The organism is Streptomyces parvulus, from assembly GCF_014648855.1.
In the GTDB taxonomy this organism is placed as follows: Bacteria; Actinomycetota; Actinomycetes; order Streptomycetales; family Streptomycetaceae; genus Streptomyces; species Streptomyces parvulus.
Window position 1 is genome coordinate 382,769 of record NZ_BMRX01000006.1, and the last position, 13,485, is coordinate 396,253.

Here is a 13,485-nt window from a genome sequence, read left to right on the forward strand (position 1 = left end):
GGGGTCGGACCCGATCGAGCCGTCAGCACAAGGAGTTCACGCCGTGATACCGAGATGGCCGGTGCCTGTCGCGCGCCGCACCGCACGAGTGAGACGGGTCGCGGCCGTCACCGTGACCGCGCTCGCCGCAGCCCTCCTGCCGCCCCTCGCCGCGCGGGCCGACGCCCCGCCCGCGCCCCCGTCCGACGCGAAGCTCGCGCAGGCGGCCGCCCGCCACGACCTGACCCGTGAGCAGTTCTACTTCGTCCTGCCGGACCGTTTCGCCAACGGCGACACCCGCAACGACAAGGGCGGCCTGACCGGCACCCGGCTCGCCACCGGCTACGACCCCACCGACAAGGGCTTCTACCAGGGCGGCGACCTCAAGGGCCTGACCGACCGGCTCGACTACATCAAGGGCATGGGCACCACCGCCATCTGGATGGCCCCCATCTTCAAGAACCAGCCCGTGCAGGGCACGGGGGACAACGCCTCGGCCGGCTACCACGGCTACTGGATCACCGACTTCACCCAGGTCGACCCGCACTTCGGCACCAACCAGGACCTCGAGAACCTCGTCTCCAAGGCGCACGCCAAGGGCATGAAGGTCTTCTTCGACGTCATCACCAACCACACCGCCGACGTCGTCGACTACGAGGAGAAGTCCTACGACTACCTCTCCAAGGGCGCCTTCCCCTACCTGACCAAGGACGGCGAGCCCTTCGACGACGCCGACTACGCCGACGGCGAGCGCCGCTTCCCCCGCGTGGACTCCGGCTCCTTCCCGCGCACGCCCACCGTCCCGGCCGCCAAGCGGAACCTCAAGGTGCCGTCCTGGCTCAACGACCCGGCGATGTACCACAACCGGGGCGACTCCACCTGGGCCGGCGAGTCCACCACGTACGGCGACTTCTCCGGACTCGACGACCTGTGGACCGAGCGGCCCGAGGTCGTCGAGGGCATGGAGAAGATCTACCAGCGGTGGGTGAGGGACTTCGCCATCGACGGCTTCCGCATCGACACGGTCAAGCACGTCAACATGGAGTTCTGGACCCAGTGGGCGACCGCGCTGGACGCCTACGCGGCGAAGCGGGGCCGCGACGACTTCTTCATGTTCGGCGAGGTCTACTCCGCCGACACCTCGGTCACCTCCCCGTACGTCACCGAGGGCCGCCTGGACTCCACGCTGGACTTCCCCTTCCAGGACGCGGCCCGCGCCTACGCCTCCCAGGGCGGCAGCGCGCGGAAGCTCGCCTCGGTCTTCGGCGACGACTACAAGTACACGACCGACAAGGCCAACGCGTACGAGCAGGTCACCTTCCTCGGCAACCACGACATGGGCCGCTTCGGCACCTTCCTGAAGCAGGACGACCCGCAGGCCACCGACGCCGAACTGCTGAGGAAGGACAGGCTCGCCAACGAGCTGATGTTCCTCAGCCGCGGCAACCCGGTCGTCTACTACGGCGACGAGCAGGGCTTCACCGGCGCGGGCGGCGACAAGGACGCCCGCCAGCCCATGTTCGCCTCCCGTACCGCCGACTACCTCGACGACGACCAGCTCGGCACCGACCGCACCCACGCCGAGTCGGCCTACGACCCGAACGCGCCGCTGTACCGGCAGATCAGCACCCTCGCCAAGCTGCGCAAGGCCCACCCCGCCCTCGCCGACGGCGTCCAGACCGAGCGCTACGCGGCCGACGGCGCCGGCGTCTACGCCTTCTCGCGCACCGACGCGGCCCGCGGCACCGAGTACGTCGTCGCCCTCAACAACGCCGACGAGGCGCGGACGGCGACCTTCGCCACCGGCTCGGCGGACATGACCTTCCGCGGTCTCTACGGCACCGACGACACCGCCAGGTCCGGGGCCGACAAGAAGATCACGCTCACCGTGCCCGCCGGGTCGGCCGTCGTCCTCAAGGCCGCGGGCAGGCTCGCCGAGCCCGCCACCAAGCCCACGATCGCCCTCACCGCCCCCGGCCCCGGCGCCACCGGCACCGTCGAGCTGACCGCCGACGTCGCGGGCGGACAGCTCAACCGCGTCGTCTTCGCCGCTCAGACCGGCGACGGCCGGTGGCGCACCCTCGGCTCCGCGGACCACGCCCCCTACAAGGTCACCCACACCGTCGACGCGGACACCCCGCCCGGCACCGCCCTGCGCTACAAGGCCGTCGCCGTCGACTCGGCGGGCCGCACCGCGAGCGCCATGGCCGAGTCGACGACCGGCGCCCCGCCGGTCGAGGAGCCGCCCACCGCCGCCTCCCGCGACCACGCGATCGTCCACTACAAGCGGGCGGACGGGAACTACGAGGACTGGAACCTGTACGCCTGGGGCGACCTCGCCGACGGCGAGGCCACCGAGTGGCCGGCCGGCCATCCCTTCACCGGCCGGGACGCCTACGGCGCCTTCGCCTACGTCAAGCTCAAGCCCGGCGCGAGCGACGTCAACTTCCTCGTCGTCGACAAGGACGGTGACAAGGACGTCGCCGCCGACCGAACCATCGACGTCACCCGGACCGGCGAGGTCTGGATCGAGCAGGGCAAGGAGCAGGTCGTCACCGAACGGCCCGAATATCCGGCCCAGGACAAGACCAAGGCCGTCCTCAACTACCACCGTGCCGACGGGAACTACGACGGCTGGGGCCTGCACGTCTGGAGCGGCGCCGCGAACCCCACCGACTGGGCGAAGCCCCTCCAGCCGGTGAGGACCGACCCCTACGGCGCGGTCTTCGAGGTACCGCTCGCCGAGGGCGCCACCAGCCTCAGCTACATCATCCACAAGGGCGACGAGAAGGACCTGCCCACCGACCGGGCCCTGGACCTCACCGCCGACGGCCACGAGGTGTGGCTGCTGAGCGGCCAGGAGGAGTACCTGCTGCCGCAGCCCGCGGGTTCGGCCGCGGCCGTCGACCTCGCCACCTCCAAGGCGGTCTGGATCGACCGGAACACCATCGCCTGGAACGGCGCCGAGGGCGCCGCCTCCACCCAGCTGCTCGCCTCCCGCACCGGCTCGGTCAAGGCCGCGAACGGCAGACTGACCGGTGACGACGAGGCCACCTGGCTCCGCCTCACCGAGACCGCCCTCACCGACGCCCAGAAGGCGAGGTACCCGCACCTGAAGGAGTACGCCGCCTGGTCGGTCGACCCGCGCGACCGCGACCGGGTCCGCGAGGCCCTGCGCGGCCAGGTCGTCGCCGCCCAGCGCACCGCCACCGGCGCCGTCCTCGCGGCGACCGGCGTGCAGATCGCCGGCGCGCTGGACGACCTCTACGCGGCCGACGCCACCAAGGCCGGCCTCGGGCCCGTCTTCCGTGACGGCCGCCCCACCCTCTCCCTGTGGGCACCCACCGCCCGGCAGGTGGGCCTGGAGATCGGCGGCCGCACGGTCCCCATGCGGCGCGACGACCGCTCCGGCGTCTGGTCCGTCACCGGCCCCCGCTCCTGGAAGGGCGAGGCCTACCGGTACGCCGTGACGGTGTGGGCGCCCGAGGCGGGCAAGGTCGTCACCAACAAGGTCACCGATCCCTACTCGCTCGCCCTGACCACCGACTCCGAGCGCAGCCTCGTCGTCGACCTGGCCGACCGCGACCTCGCCCCGCGCGGCTGGAACAGCTACGACAAGCCCAAGGCCGTGCCGCTCAGGGACGCCCAGATCCAGGAACTGCACGTCCGTGACTTCTCCGTCGCGGACCGGACGGCGGACGCCGGCCACCGGGGCACCTACCTCGCCTTCACCGACAAGCGGAGCGACGGCTCGAAGCACTTGCGCGAACTGGCCGAGGCGGGCACCTCGTACGTCCACCTGCTCCCGGCCTTCGACATCGCCACGATCCCCGAGAAGAAGTCCGACCGGGCCACCGTCGACTGCGACCTGGCCGCACTCCCGGCCGACTCCGAGAAGCAGCAGGAGTGCGTGGCCGAGGCGGCGGCGAAGGACGCCTACAACTGGGGCTACGACCCGTACCACTACACGGTCCCCGAGGGCTCCTACGCCACCGACCCGGACGGCACCGCCCGCACGGTCGAGTTCCGCGAGATGGTCAAGGCCCTCAACGACGACGGGCTGCGCGTCGTCATGGACGTCGTCTACAACCACACCGCCGCGAGCGGTCAGGCGAGGACGAGCGTCCTCGACCGGATCGTGCCCGGCTACTACCAGCGGCTCCTCGCCGACGGATCGGTCGCGAACAGCACCTGCTGCGCGGGCACCGCCACCGAGAACGCCATGATGGGCAAGCTCGTCGTCGACTCGGTCGTCACCTGGGCCAAGGAGTACAAGGTCGACGGCTTCCGCTTCGACCTCATGGGCCACCACCCGAAGGCCAACATCCTCGCCGTCCGCAAGGCCCTCGACGCGCTGACCCTCAAGAAGGACGGCGTCGACGGCAAGAAGATCATCCTCTACGGCGAGGGCTGGAACTTCGGCGAGGTCGCCGACGACGCCCGCTTCACGCAGGCCACCCAGAAGAACATGGCCGGAACCGGCGTCGCGACCTTCTCCGACCGCGCCCGCGACGCCGTGCGCGGCGGCGGCCCCTTCGACGAGGACCCCGGCGTCCAGGGCTTCGCCTCCGGCCTGTTCACCGACCCCAACTCCTCGACGGCCAACGGCACCGAGGCCGAGCAGCGGGCCCGCCTGCTGCACTACCAGGACCTGATCAAGGTCGGCCTCTCCGGGAACCTCGCCGACTACGCGTTCACGGACACCGGCGGCAAGCGGGTCAAGGGCTCGGAGGTCGACTACAACGGCGCCCCCGCCGGTTACGCGGCGGCACCCGGCGACGCCCTCGCCTACGCCGACGCGCACGACAACGAGTCCCTGTTCGACGCGCTCGCCTTCAAGCTGCCCGCGGGCACGTCCGCCGCCGACCGGGCCCGCATGCAGGTCCTCGCCATGGCCACGGCCGCCCTCTCCCAGGGCCCGGCGCTCTCCCAGGCCGGCACCGACCTGCTGCGCTCCAAGTCGCTGGACCGCAACTCCTACGACAGCGGCGACTGGTTCAACGCCGTCCACTGGAACTGCGCCGACGGCAACGGCTTCGGACGCGGGCTGCCGCCGGCCGCCGACAACCGGGACAAGTGGCCCCACGCCAAGCCCCTCCTGGGCACGGTGCGGGTCGGCTGCCCCCAGATCACCGGGGCCTCGGCGGCGTACCAGGACCTGCTGAGGATCCGTACGGGTGAGCGGGACTTCTCCCTCGCCACCGCGGGCCAGGTGCAGTCCCGGCTCTCCTTCCCGCTCTCCGGGGAGGACGAGACGCCCGGCGTGATCACCATGCGCCTCGGTGACCTGGTGGTCGTCTTCAACGCGACCCCGCAGGAGCAGCGGCAGCGGCTGAGCGGGGCGGCCGGGACCGGCTACCGGCTGCACCCGGCGCAGGCGTCGGGCGCGGACCCCGTGGTCCGCGAGGCCGCCTACGCGAAGGCGTCGGGCACCTTCACGGTCCCGGCGCGCACGGTGGCGGTCTTCACCCGCGCGGGCTAGCGGAACCCTGCGGTTAGGGTGCTCCTGTCCGCCGTAGAACAGGAGCACCCATGCCGCAGATCACCGTCGAGCGTTCCGGAATCCTCGACGACGTCGACTGGGAGGAGTTCGCGCTCGCCCTGCACCCGGTGGTCGTCGAGACCGCGGCCGCGCGGCTGGAGGCCTGCAAGACCCGGGTCCTGCGCAGCGAGGACGAGGCCGTCGGCGCCGAGAAGGAGCGGCACGCCATCGTGGACGTCTCCATCGCGCTGCTCGCCGGCCGCTCCGAGGAGACCAAGGCCCGGCTCACCGAGGCCGTGGTCGAGCTGCTGCGCAAGCACGTCGGACCGAGGGACGGCGTCACCCTGCACCTGTCGGCCGAGGTGCGCGACCTCGACCCGTCCTACCGCAAGGCCGAGGTCTGAGACAGGGGCCTCAGGACGCCAGCCCGATGAGCCGGCCGACCAGGTCCCCGAACGGGCCGTCGGCCGGCTCGTCCGCGATGACGCGGCGCAGCAGGGCGCCCATCTCCTCGTCGTAGGCGGCACTCACCGCCGTCAGCGCGGCGAAGTCGTGCACCAGCTGCGTCTCCAGCTCCGCGCGCGGGATGCGGCGCCCGTCCAGCCAGATCAGGGCCGTCGACTCGGCGAGCGAGATCCAGGAGCGGACGACCAGTTCCAGCCGCGCGGGCGGATCGGTGACGCCCAGGTGCGAAAGGATCTGGACATACGCGGCCTGCCGCACCGAGTCCACGAGGGCGTTGGTGGTCGACGAGCCGACCGCCGGGCCGCCGCGCATCAGGGCCGAGAAACCGGGGCCGTGCTCCTCGACGAAGTCGAAGTAGCGCCCCATCACACGCAGCAGCCGCGCCCCCAGCGGCCCCTCGGCCGGCTCCACGAACCGGGCCGCGAGATCGTCCGAGGCACGCTGCAACGCGGCCTCGTACAGGCTGAGTTTGCCGGGGAAGTAGTGGTACACCAGCGGGCGGGAGATGCCGGCGGCCGACGCTATCTCGTCGATGGACACCTCGTCGGGCGAGCGGCGGCTGAACAGTTCGAGCGCGACGCCGATCAACTGCTGCCGCCGCTCCTCGACGCCCATTCTGCGGCGTACCCCGGTACTCATACGAACACCTTACCGATCGAATCCGGCCCCCGAACGGGCCGGACCGGGCATCGGCGTTCACATGTCGAGGACCAGCCGGGTACCGCGGGCGCGGGAGACGCAGATCAGCATCGAGTCGCCCCGCTCGGAGTCGGTCAGCAGCTCGTCCCGGTGATCGATCTCGCCCTCCAGCACCCTCTGTTGGCAGGTCCCGCACCAGCCCTGCTCGCAGGAGTACGGGGTGCCCGGCAGTTCGGCCCGCACGGCGGCCAGCACCGACGAGTCGCCGGGCACGGTCAGCGTGCGCCCGCTGCGGTGCAGCTCGACCTCGAACTCGCCGTCGCCGCCCGCCGTGGTGCGCGGCGCGAACCGCTCCAGGTGCAGGGAGGTGCCCGCGGGGAGGCGCTCCTCGACGGCCGCCGTCAGACCCTCCGGGCCGCAGCAGTACACGGCGGTGCCCTCGGGCAGGCCGGCCAGGAACGCGTCGATGCCGGGCCGCCCGTCCTGGTCCTCGGCGACCACGGTGACTCTCCCGCCGTCCCGGTCCAGCTTCCCGATCTCCTCCAGGAACGGCATCGAGGCCCGCGTCCGGCCCCCGTACAGCAGACGCCACTCCGCGTCCTCCGGCAGGGCCCGCAGCATCGGCAGCACCGGCGTGATGCCGATGCCGCCCGCCACGAACGCGTAGGCGGGCGCCCCGACCAGCGGGAAGCGGTTGCGCGGGCCGCGCACCTCCAGCTCCGTGCCCTCCTGCACCTGCTCGTGCACCTCGCGCGAACCGCCCCGCCCGTCCTCGGCGAGCCGGGTGGCGACGGTGTACGACGAGGTGTCCTCGGGGTCGCCGCACAGCGAGTACTGCCGCACCAGACCCGACGGCAGCACCAGGTCCAGGTGCGCGCCCGGCTCCCAGCGCGGCAGGTCGTGCCCCTCCAGACGGAGGAGGACGACCCCGTCGGCCACCACCTCGCGCGAGGTGACCAGCAGCGTCAGCGCCCGGGAACGCGGCCGCCCGGAGACCGGCGGGTCCAGGGCGGGCATCGGCCACAGCGGCGAGCCCTGGATGCGGCGCCGCAGCGCGCGGCGCACCACCAGCGCGGTCCCCGCCGCGAGCAGCAGGGTCGTCGGCCCGGGCCTCATGCGGATCCCTCCTGGGACTTCTCGGCGGCCACGGCGGCGGGGGAGGCGGCTAGGTACGCCACCGCCTGCTCGGTCGAGCCCGTCCGGGACGGGTGGTAGTCGCGGCTCAGGTAGCCGGGTATGGAGCGCAGCACGGCGCCGGTGGACGGCAGCAGGCCGCTGCGCCCGCGCCGGTGGAAGTCGCCGAAGCCGGCCCGGCCGTCGGTCAGCGTCGGGTCGTTCGCCATGAAGAACCGGGTCCCGCGCTGCCACAGGAACACCAGGGCGGTGAACGCGGTGGCCCAGGTGCGGACCCGCCGCGCGTAGCCGCCGTCCAGGTGCTGGAAGAGGTCGAAGGCCACCGACCGGTGCTCCACCTCCTCGGCGCCGTGCCAGCGCAGCAGGTCCAGCATGGTCGGGTCGGCGCCGCGCCGGTCGAGCGCCTCGGCGTTCAGGACCCAGTCGCCGAGGAACGCCGTGTAGTGCTCGATGGCCGCGATCAGCGCCACCCGCTCCATCAGCCACCAGCGGCGCGGCCGGCCCGGCGGCAGGGTGCGGTCGCCGAGCAGCTTCTCGAAGAGCCAGTCGACCTGCGCGGTGTACGGCGTCGGGTCCAGACCCTGGTCGCGCAGGTGCGGCAGCACCTCGTCGTGGGCCTGGGAGTGCATCGCCTCCTGCCCGATGAAGCCGATGACGTCCTCGCGCAGCCGCTCGTCCCGGATGAACGGCAGCACCTGCTTGTAGACGTGCACGAACCACCGCTCCCCGGCGGGCAGCAGCAGGTGCAGCACGTTGATGGTGTGCGTCGTGAACGGGTCCCCGGGCACCCAGTGCAGCGGGGTGTCCTCCCAGGCGAAGGACACCTTGCGGGCCTTGAGCGGGACATGCGTGTTAGACATGGCGTCAATGTACTGACGGGTAAGGGTGTGGGGAACCCTTGTGACGCCACTTGTTGACGTCGACGTCAACAGGCTCGGGGGTGCCGGGCTAGCGCAGCCCGCCGACCGTCCGGCCGTCCTCCAGCGTGCCCGTCAGCTCGGCCCGGGCGCCCTGCTCGGCCTCGGCCGTCAGCAGGTTGCCGTCCGCCGAGCCGGTGATGCCGCCCGAAGCCTCGATCGACCCGATGCCCCGGCTGCCCGCGGCGAGCAGGTACCAGTGCCCGCCCGACGACTTCCACAGCACGCCGGCCAGCACGTGCGGATCGCGCTCGCCGCAGGCCGGCACGGACTCCGCCTTCGCCGCCACCGCCCCCTGCGTCCCGCCCGGCGTGCGGAACTGGGCCAGCACCCGCGCCCCGTCGCCGCGCCAGGTCTCGGCCCGGGTGCACACCCACGCGCCCGACCCGGTGGAGTCCGGCAGCGGCTGCTCCGCGAACTCCCAGGCGTTCACCGACCGCACCCCCTGCCCCCGCACCGCGCCCAGCGAGCAGGCGTACGGCGCCCAGGAGCGCAGCGCCTCGACGCCCGCCGCGTCCTTCGCCGCACCGGGACGGCCGGCGGTCAGGCGGGCCGGGACCAGCTCGCCGAGGTCGGTCACCACGCGGGTGTCCGGGCCGTCGGTCAGCTCCAGCACGTTCCAGGAGGTGCAGGCGCCGGACTCCTGCTGGACCGGGCTGGCCAGCGGCGCGGTCACGCCGTCGGTCAGCGGCAGCTCCCGCGCCCCGCCGTCCGGCCTGCCGAGGTCCCGCCCGGCGGCCTTCGTCACCCACGGGGCCGTCAGATAGCGGACGTTGCCGTCGGCCCGCCCGAGGACCACCGCCGTCGCCGCGGCCCGGTCGGCCCCGTCGGTGCGGGCCAGGTCGAGGGCGGCACCCGCCGTGCCGTCCTTCGGCTCGGCGTACCGGACGAGGCGCAGCCCGTCGTGCAGGATCACCACGCGGGCGTTGTCGACGTCCCCGGCGTACAGCAGTTGCGGGGGCCCGGCCGGTCCGCCGGTCGCGGTGCCCGGCGTCGCGGACACCCCCACGCTCCCGCCGGGCCGCGCCCACACGGCCAGGGCGCGGCGCAGCAGCTCCCGGTCTCCGGTGAGGCCGCCGCGGGCCGGCCACACCGAGAAGTCCGTGCGCGCCGACGTCTCCCACGCGGCGGGGGCGGCCTTGGTGAGCCTGGCGGGATCGAGCGCGGCCTGGGCCGACGGGTTCTGCGCGTACGCCGGGGCGGCGGCGCCGTCCGGCCCCCAGCCGTCGCCGGGCAGCCCGAGCAGCGCCCCGCACACCACCAGGGCGGCCCCGGCGACCAGCGCGGCCCTCGTGTGCTGGCGCCGGCGCATCAGATCGGTCGGCCTGGCCTGGAGGGAGCAGGGGTCGAACTCGGGGGAGCCCAGCAGCGCGGGCTCGTCCGGCAGCGCGCCGGCCTCCCGCAGGGCGCCGTCCACGTCCTCGGCGCCGGCGGCCCGCAGCAGGTGGCGGACACCGTCGTCGGAGAGGCCTTCCAGGCCCCGCAGCACGTACGCCGCGCGGGCCGGCCCCGAGAGCGCGGACAGGCGCTGGTCCAGGGCGAGTTCGTCGGCTCCGCCGGAGCGCGGGAAGAGCTTGAGGCCGCGCACGTGCGGCAGCAGCGGCGGCAGCTGGGACCGCCTGGGCAGGGCGCGCCGGCGCAGTGGCCGGCCCGCCTCCAGCGCCGTGCGGACGACCCGCAGGCGGATCAGGGCGTAGCCGGGGTCGACCTCGCGGCCGGCCGACTGGGCCGGGATCACCGGCGTCGTCGTCCGGTTGCGCGGCAGGGCGCGCTGGGTGAGGGCGTGGGCGGTCAGGACGCGCCGGCTGCGGCCGAGGCCCGGCGGCAGTACCAGGTAGGCCAGCCGGGCCAGGCGCGGATAGTGCTCGACGAGCGCCGCCTCGGCCTGCTCGACGTCGACGACCGGGTCGGCGGAGGAGGCCGAGGGCGGTGCGGGGCGCGGGGCGACATCCTGTGGCTGCACGCCCAGCAGAACGAGCGAACGGAGCGATGGTCACCGTGGCGGTCACCGGTGCGGGGAGGGCTACTCCTCCGGCTCCACCAGCATCCGGGCGTAGTTGGCCATCGACCGCTGGTAGCGCGGGAGATGGGGTGCCAGGGCCCCGAGCACCAGCGACAGGCCCTCGCGGTCGCGGCCCATGCTCGACAGGCACAGCGCCAGCGTGGCCCGTACGGCGTCGTCCAACTCGTCCGACGGCGCCACCAGTTCGGGGGAGAGCAGCTTCACGCCCTCCTCCGGGTGGCCGGTGTTGCGCAGGGAACTGGAGAGCTGGATCTTCGCTCGGCGCCCCTTGTAGGCGCTCGCCTCGCCGAGCCCGCGCTCCAGGGCCTCCCGGTACAGCGGCACGGCGCGGTCGGAGTGACCGGTGGAGTCCCAGGCGCAGGCCCGCTCGAACAGGCCGAGCGGACTGTCCGCCGGCAGTTCGTCGGCGAGGGCGTCGATCACCGCCCGGAACTCGGCGGCGTCCTCTTCGGCGTAGGCGTCGAAGGCCGTCCAGGCGGCGTTCACGCGGTCTTCCCAGTCCTGGTCCACGCCGCCACTCTCGCACGCGGGCCGCCGCAAGGTCAGCCGCACACCTGAATACTTCGCCGCCCGCGCCCGTATCGATGACCAGAGCCCCGTGCCGGGGCTCCGTGCGGCATGTCGCCGGAACGGACCGGAGGAACACATGAGGCTGACCCGACCGATGCTCGCGCCGGCCGCCCTGGCGGCGGTACTGGCGCTGACGGGCTGCGGATCCGGCGGTGACGGCGGGGCCGCCGTGCCCGAGACGGCGACCGGCAGCCTGGAACACCTGGCCGCCGAGGCGAAGTGCGCCCCGAACATGCAGACGGACGCCGACACCATCCGGCAGGCCATCTGCGATTCGGGCGACGAGCGCTACGTCCTCGCCACCTTCTCCACAGACCGCGGCCAGCGCGAGTGGATCAACACGGCCAAGGACTACGGCGGTTTCTACCTCGTCGGCCGCAAGTGGGTCGCCGTCGGCCACGAGGACGTGGTGGCCGGTCTGCGCGGCCGGCTCGGCGGCACCCTGGAGCAGGGCACGGTGCACGGCGGGGGCGGCCACTCGGACGGGGACGGGGGCCACGCGGGCGGAGGCGGCGAGCACGCCGGGCACAGCGGCTGACCTCGCGCCGGGCACGGCGAAGGGGGCCGGTGGCGGAATCCGCCACCGGCCCCCTTCGCCTGCTCACCCGGTCCCGGTGGGACTACTGGCAGTCCTCACCGCTGTTGATGCAGTCGACCACCTCGTTCATCAGGTTCTCGTCCATCACGTTGATGAAGTCGTTGTGATCGGTGATCGGCTTGTGCAGCTGCTCCGGGAAACCGTCGACGGCGTACGGGTTCTGCACCTGACCGTTCTCGACGGTCGGGGCGGGCACGTCGTACACCAGGCGGACCTGGAGCTGGGGGATCGCCTGGAAGCCGTTCGGGCAGCTGCCGTCCTGCTGGACGAAGGCCACGTGGTCGCGGTGGTTGGCGCTGTCGATGTTCTGGCCGTCCCAGCAGCTCTGGAAGTTGGACGTGCGCACCACCTGGCTGCCCTCCGGGCACAGCACGTACTTGTCCGTCACCTGCCTGTCCTCGAAGCCGGTGCAGCTGAAGGAGCTGTTTGCGTTGGCGACCCCGTTGGTGAAGGCCTTGGCGTCACCGGTGATGATGCGCAGGAACTTCGGCATCGCGACGACGTCGCTCCGCTGGTTGCCCACGAACTTGATCTCCGCCTCGGAGGCCTTGAGGATCTTGCCGACGTTGCCCTCGGCGCCACCGCCCAGGTCGCCCGCGTCGAACTCCTGGGTACCGTCCTGGAGCCGGAGCACCGGCCAGTAGTACGTGGACTTGTCGCCCTGGTTCTGGCACGAGGTCTCGGCGTTCGCGAGGTCCTCGTCGCTGGAGAAGGCGTCGTTGTCCTGGTTGCCGACGTAGTCGTGCGTGTGGTGCGCGCCGTTGTCGACGCCGGGGGCCACGATCAGGTTGTCGCTGTTGAACAGGTTGTTCTCGTTCACCCCGCAGACGGCGGTGAAGGAGCCCTGGGAGCCGCCGTCGCCGTTGGCGGCGAAGCCGTTCTCCAGGTCCCTGGACCCGGGCTGGACGTCGTTGATGTCGACGAAGTCCTCGGCGAAGGGACCCGCGGCCCCGTTGCCGTTGTCGCCCTGGTTCTGGCCGCCGTCCTGACCCTGGCCGCCGTCCTGGCCCTGGCCGCCGTCGTTCTGGCCGTCCTGGCCGTTCCCGGCGTTGCCGTCGTTGGGCTGGTCGACGCCCATGCCGCGGCACCCGGCGAAGCGGTCGAGGCCCTGCGGGGCGTTGCCGCCCACCCGCCGGATGTTGGTGCCGATCCGGTCCAGGGCGGCGGTCCGCTTGGACTTCAGCGGACCGAGGATGGCGTTCTGCACGTAGCTCGCGTCACCGGCCTGGGCCTGGCGCGTCGACGCGAGCCGGGCGTAGGCCTCGGTGATCTGCTTGTCGAGCTGCGCCAGTTCCCGGTCGACCCCCGCCCGCGCCCCCCGCGGCACCTTCCGCAGCTTCTGGCCGACGTCCGGGCACTGGATCGTGGCGACCTGCGCGCCGGCCGAGCGGGTGCGGTTGTGCGACGGGCCCGACTCGTGCGCCGAGGCGTAGAAGTTGGCCCAGACCAGCCCGCCCCCGCCGACCGCCAGGGCCGCCGCCCCGGCTATGACCTTGGTGGCCAGCGGCGAACGGCGTTTTCTCGTGTTGCGTCCCATGGAACTCCTCTGACTTCCTTGCGGGGCATCGAGGGCGCCCGACAGGAGTGAAGCGGCTCCCATGGATACGCGGGCCGCGCCCGGGGTGTTCAGCCGCCACCGAGATCGGTGGGTCGCCTGGGACGCGTGGGAGGGGCGAAA

General features: G+C 72.8%; 9 protein-coding genes. 3 read left to right on the top strand and 6 right to left on the bottom strand.

Annotation, left to right across the window (positions count from 1 at the left end):
- The first annotated feature begins 43 nt into the window (after nucleotides 1-43).
- Nucleotides 44-5,461: a pullulanase-type alpha-1,6-glucosidase gene (pulA, locus tag IE108_RS13890; RefSeq protein WP_064727568.1), complete on the top strand. Its 5,418-nt coding sequence runs from the start codon at nucleotides 44-46 to the stop codon at nucleotides 5,459-5,461.
- Nucleotides 5,462-5,511: 50 nt separating this feature from the next.
- On the top strand, nucleotides 5,512-5,865 hold the full coding sequence (locus tag IE108_RS13895; protein ID WP_064727567.1) for a 5-carboxymethyl-2-hydroxymuconate Delta-isomerase: 354 nt from the start codon (nucleotides 5,512-5,514) through the stop codon (nucleotides 5,863-5,865).
- Nucleotides 5,866-5,875: 10 nt separating this feature from the next.
- Here the strand turns inward: IE108_RS13895 and IE108_RS13900 are convergent, their stop codons facing one another.
- From IE108_RS13900 to IE108_RS13920, 5 genes are all read right to left on the bottom strand, one after another.
- Complete coding sequence (locus tag IE108_RS13900) at nucleotides 5,876-6,565, bottom strand: TetR/AcrR family transcriptional regulator (protein ID WP_079163494.1); 690 nt, start codon at nucleotides 6,563-6,565, stop codon at nucleotides 5,876-5,878.
- Nucleotides 6,566-6,622: 57 nt separating this feature from the next.
- Nucleotides 6,623-7,681, bottom strand: a complete 1,059-nt coding sequence (locus tag IE108_RS13905; protein WP_064727565.1) for a PDR/VanB family oxidoreductase — start codon at nucleotides 7,679-7,681, stop codon at nucleotides 6,623-6,625.
- Complete coding sequence (locus IE108_RS13910) at nucleotides 7,678-8,559, bottom strand: metal-dependent hydrolase (protein WP_064727564.1); 882 nt, start codon at nucleotides 8,557-8,559, stop codon at nucleotides 7,678-7,680. The genes IE108_RS13905 and IE108_RS13910 overlap by 4 nt, the downstream gene beginning before the upstream one ends.
- A gap of 88 nt (nucleotides 8,560-8,647) precedes the next feature.
- Nucleotides 8,648-10,579 (bottom strand): hypothetical protein, encoded by a 1,932-nt coding sequence (locus IE108_RS13915; RefSeq protein ID WP_064727563.1) that lies wholly within the window; start codon nucleotides 10,577-10,579, stop codon nucleotides 8,648-8,650.
- 60 nt (nucleotides 10,580-10,639) lie between these two features.
- Complete coding sequence (locus IE108_RS13920; RefSeq protein WP_064727562.1) at nucleotides 10,640-11,149, bottom strand: tetratricopeptide repeat protein; 510 nt, start codon at nucleotides 11,147-11,149, stop codon at nucleotides 10,640-10,642.
- Between the two features lie 136 nt (nucleotides 11,150-11,285).
- Between IE108_RS13920 and IE108_RS13925 the strand changes: the two genes are divergently transcribed.
- Nucleotides 11,286-11,747, top strand: coding sequence for a hypothetical protein (locus tag IE108_RS13925; protein WP_064727561.1), 462 nt, complete (start codon nucleotides 11,286-11,288; stop codon nucleotides 11,745-11,747).
- Between the two features lie 82 nt (nucleotides 11,748-11,829).
- On the opposite strand, the gene IE108_RS13930 is transcribed toward IE108_RS13925, so the two are convergent.
- Nucleotides 11,830-13,344 carry a DUF1996 domain-containing protein gene (locus IE108_RS13930; RefSeq protein WP_064727560.1) on the bottom strand — a complete coding sequence of 505 codons (1,515 nt, stop codon included), beginning with the start codon at nucleotides 13,342-13,344 and terminating at the stop codon, nucleotides 11,830-11,832.
- Nucleotides 13,345-13,485: the final 141 nt, after the last annotated feature.

Coding starts and splice junctions, on each gene's coding strand:
- IE108_RS13895 (WP_064727567.1), top strand. CDS start 5,512: ATGCCGCAGATCACCGTCGAGCGTTCCGGAATCCTCGACGACGTCGAC.
- IE108_RS13900 (WP_079163494.1), bottom strand. CDS start 6,565: ATGAGTACCGGGGTACGCCGCAGAATGGGCGTCGAGGAGCGGCGGCAG.
- IE108_RS13905 (WP_064727565.1), bottom strand. CDS start 7,681: ATGAGGCCCGGGCCGACGACCCTGCTGCTCGCGGCGGGGACCGCGCTG.
- IE108_RS13910 (WP_064727564.1), bottom strand. CDS start 8,559: ATGTCTAACACGCATGTCCCGCTCAAGGCCCGCAAGGTGTCCTTCGCC.
- IE108_RS13925 (WP_064727561.1), top strand. CDS start 11,286: ATGAGGCTGACCCGACCGATGCTCGCGCCGGCCGCCCTGGCGGCGGTA.
- IE108_RS13930 (WP_064727560.1), bottom strand. CDS start 13,344: ATGGGACGCAACACGAGAAAACGCCGTTCGCCGCTGGCCACCAAGGTC.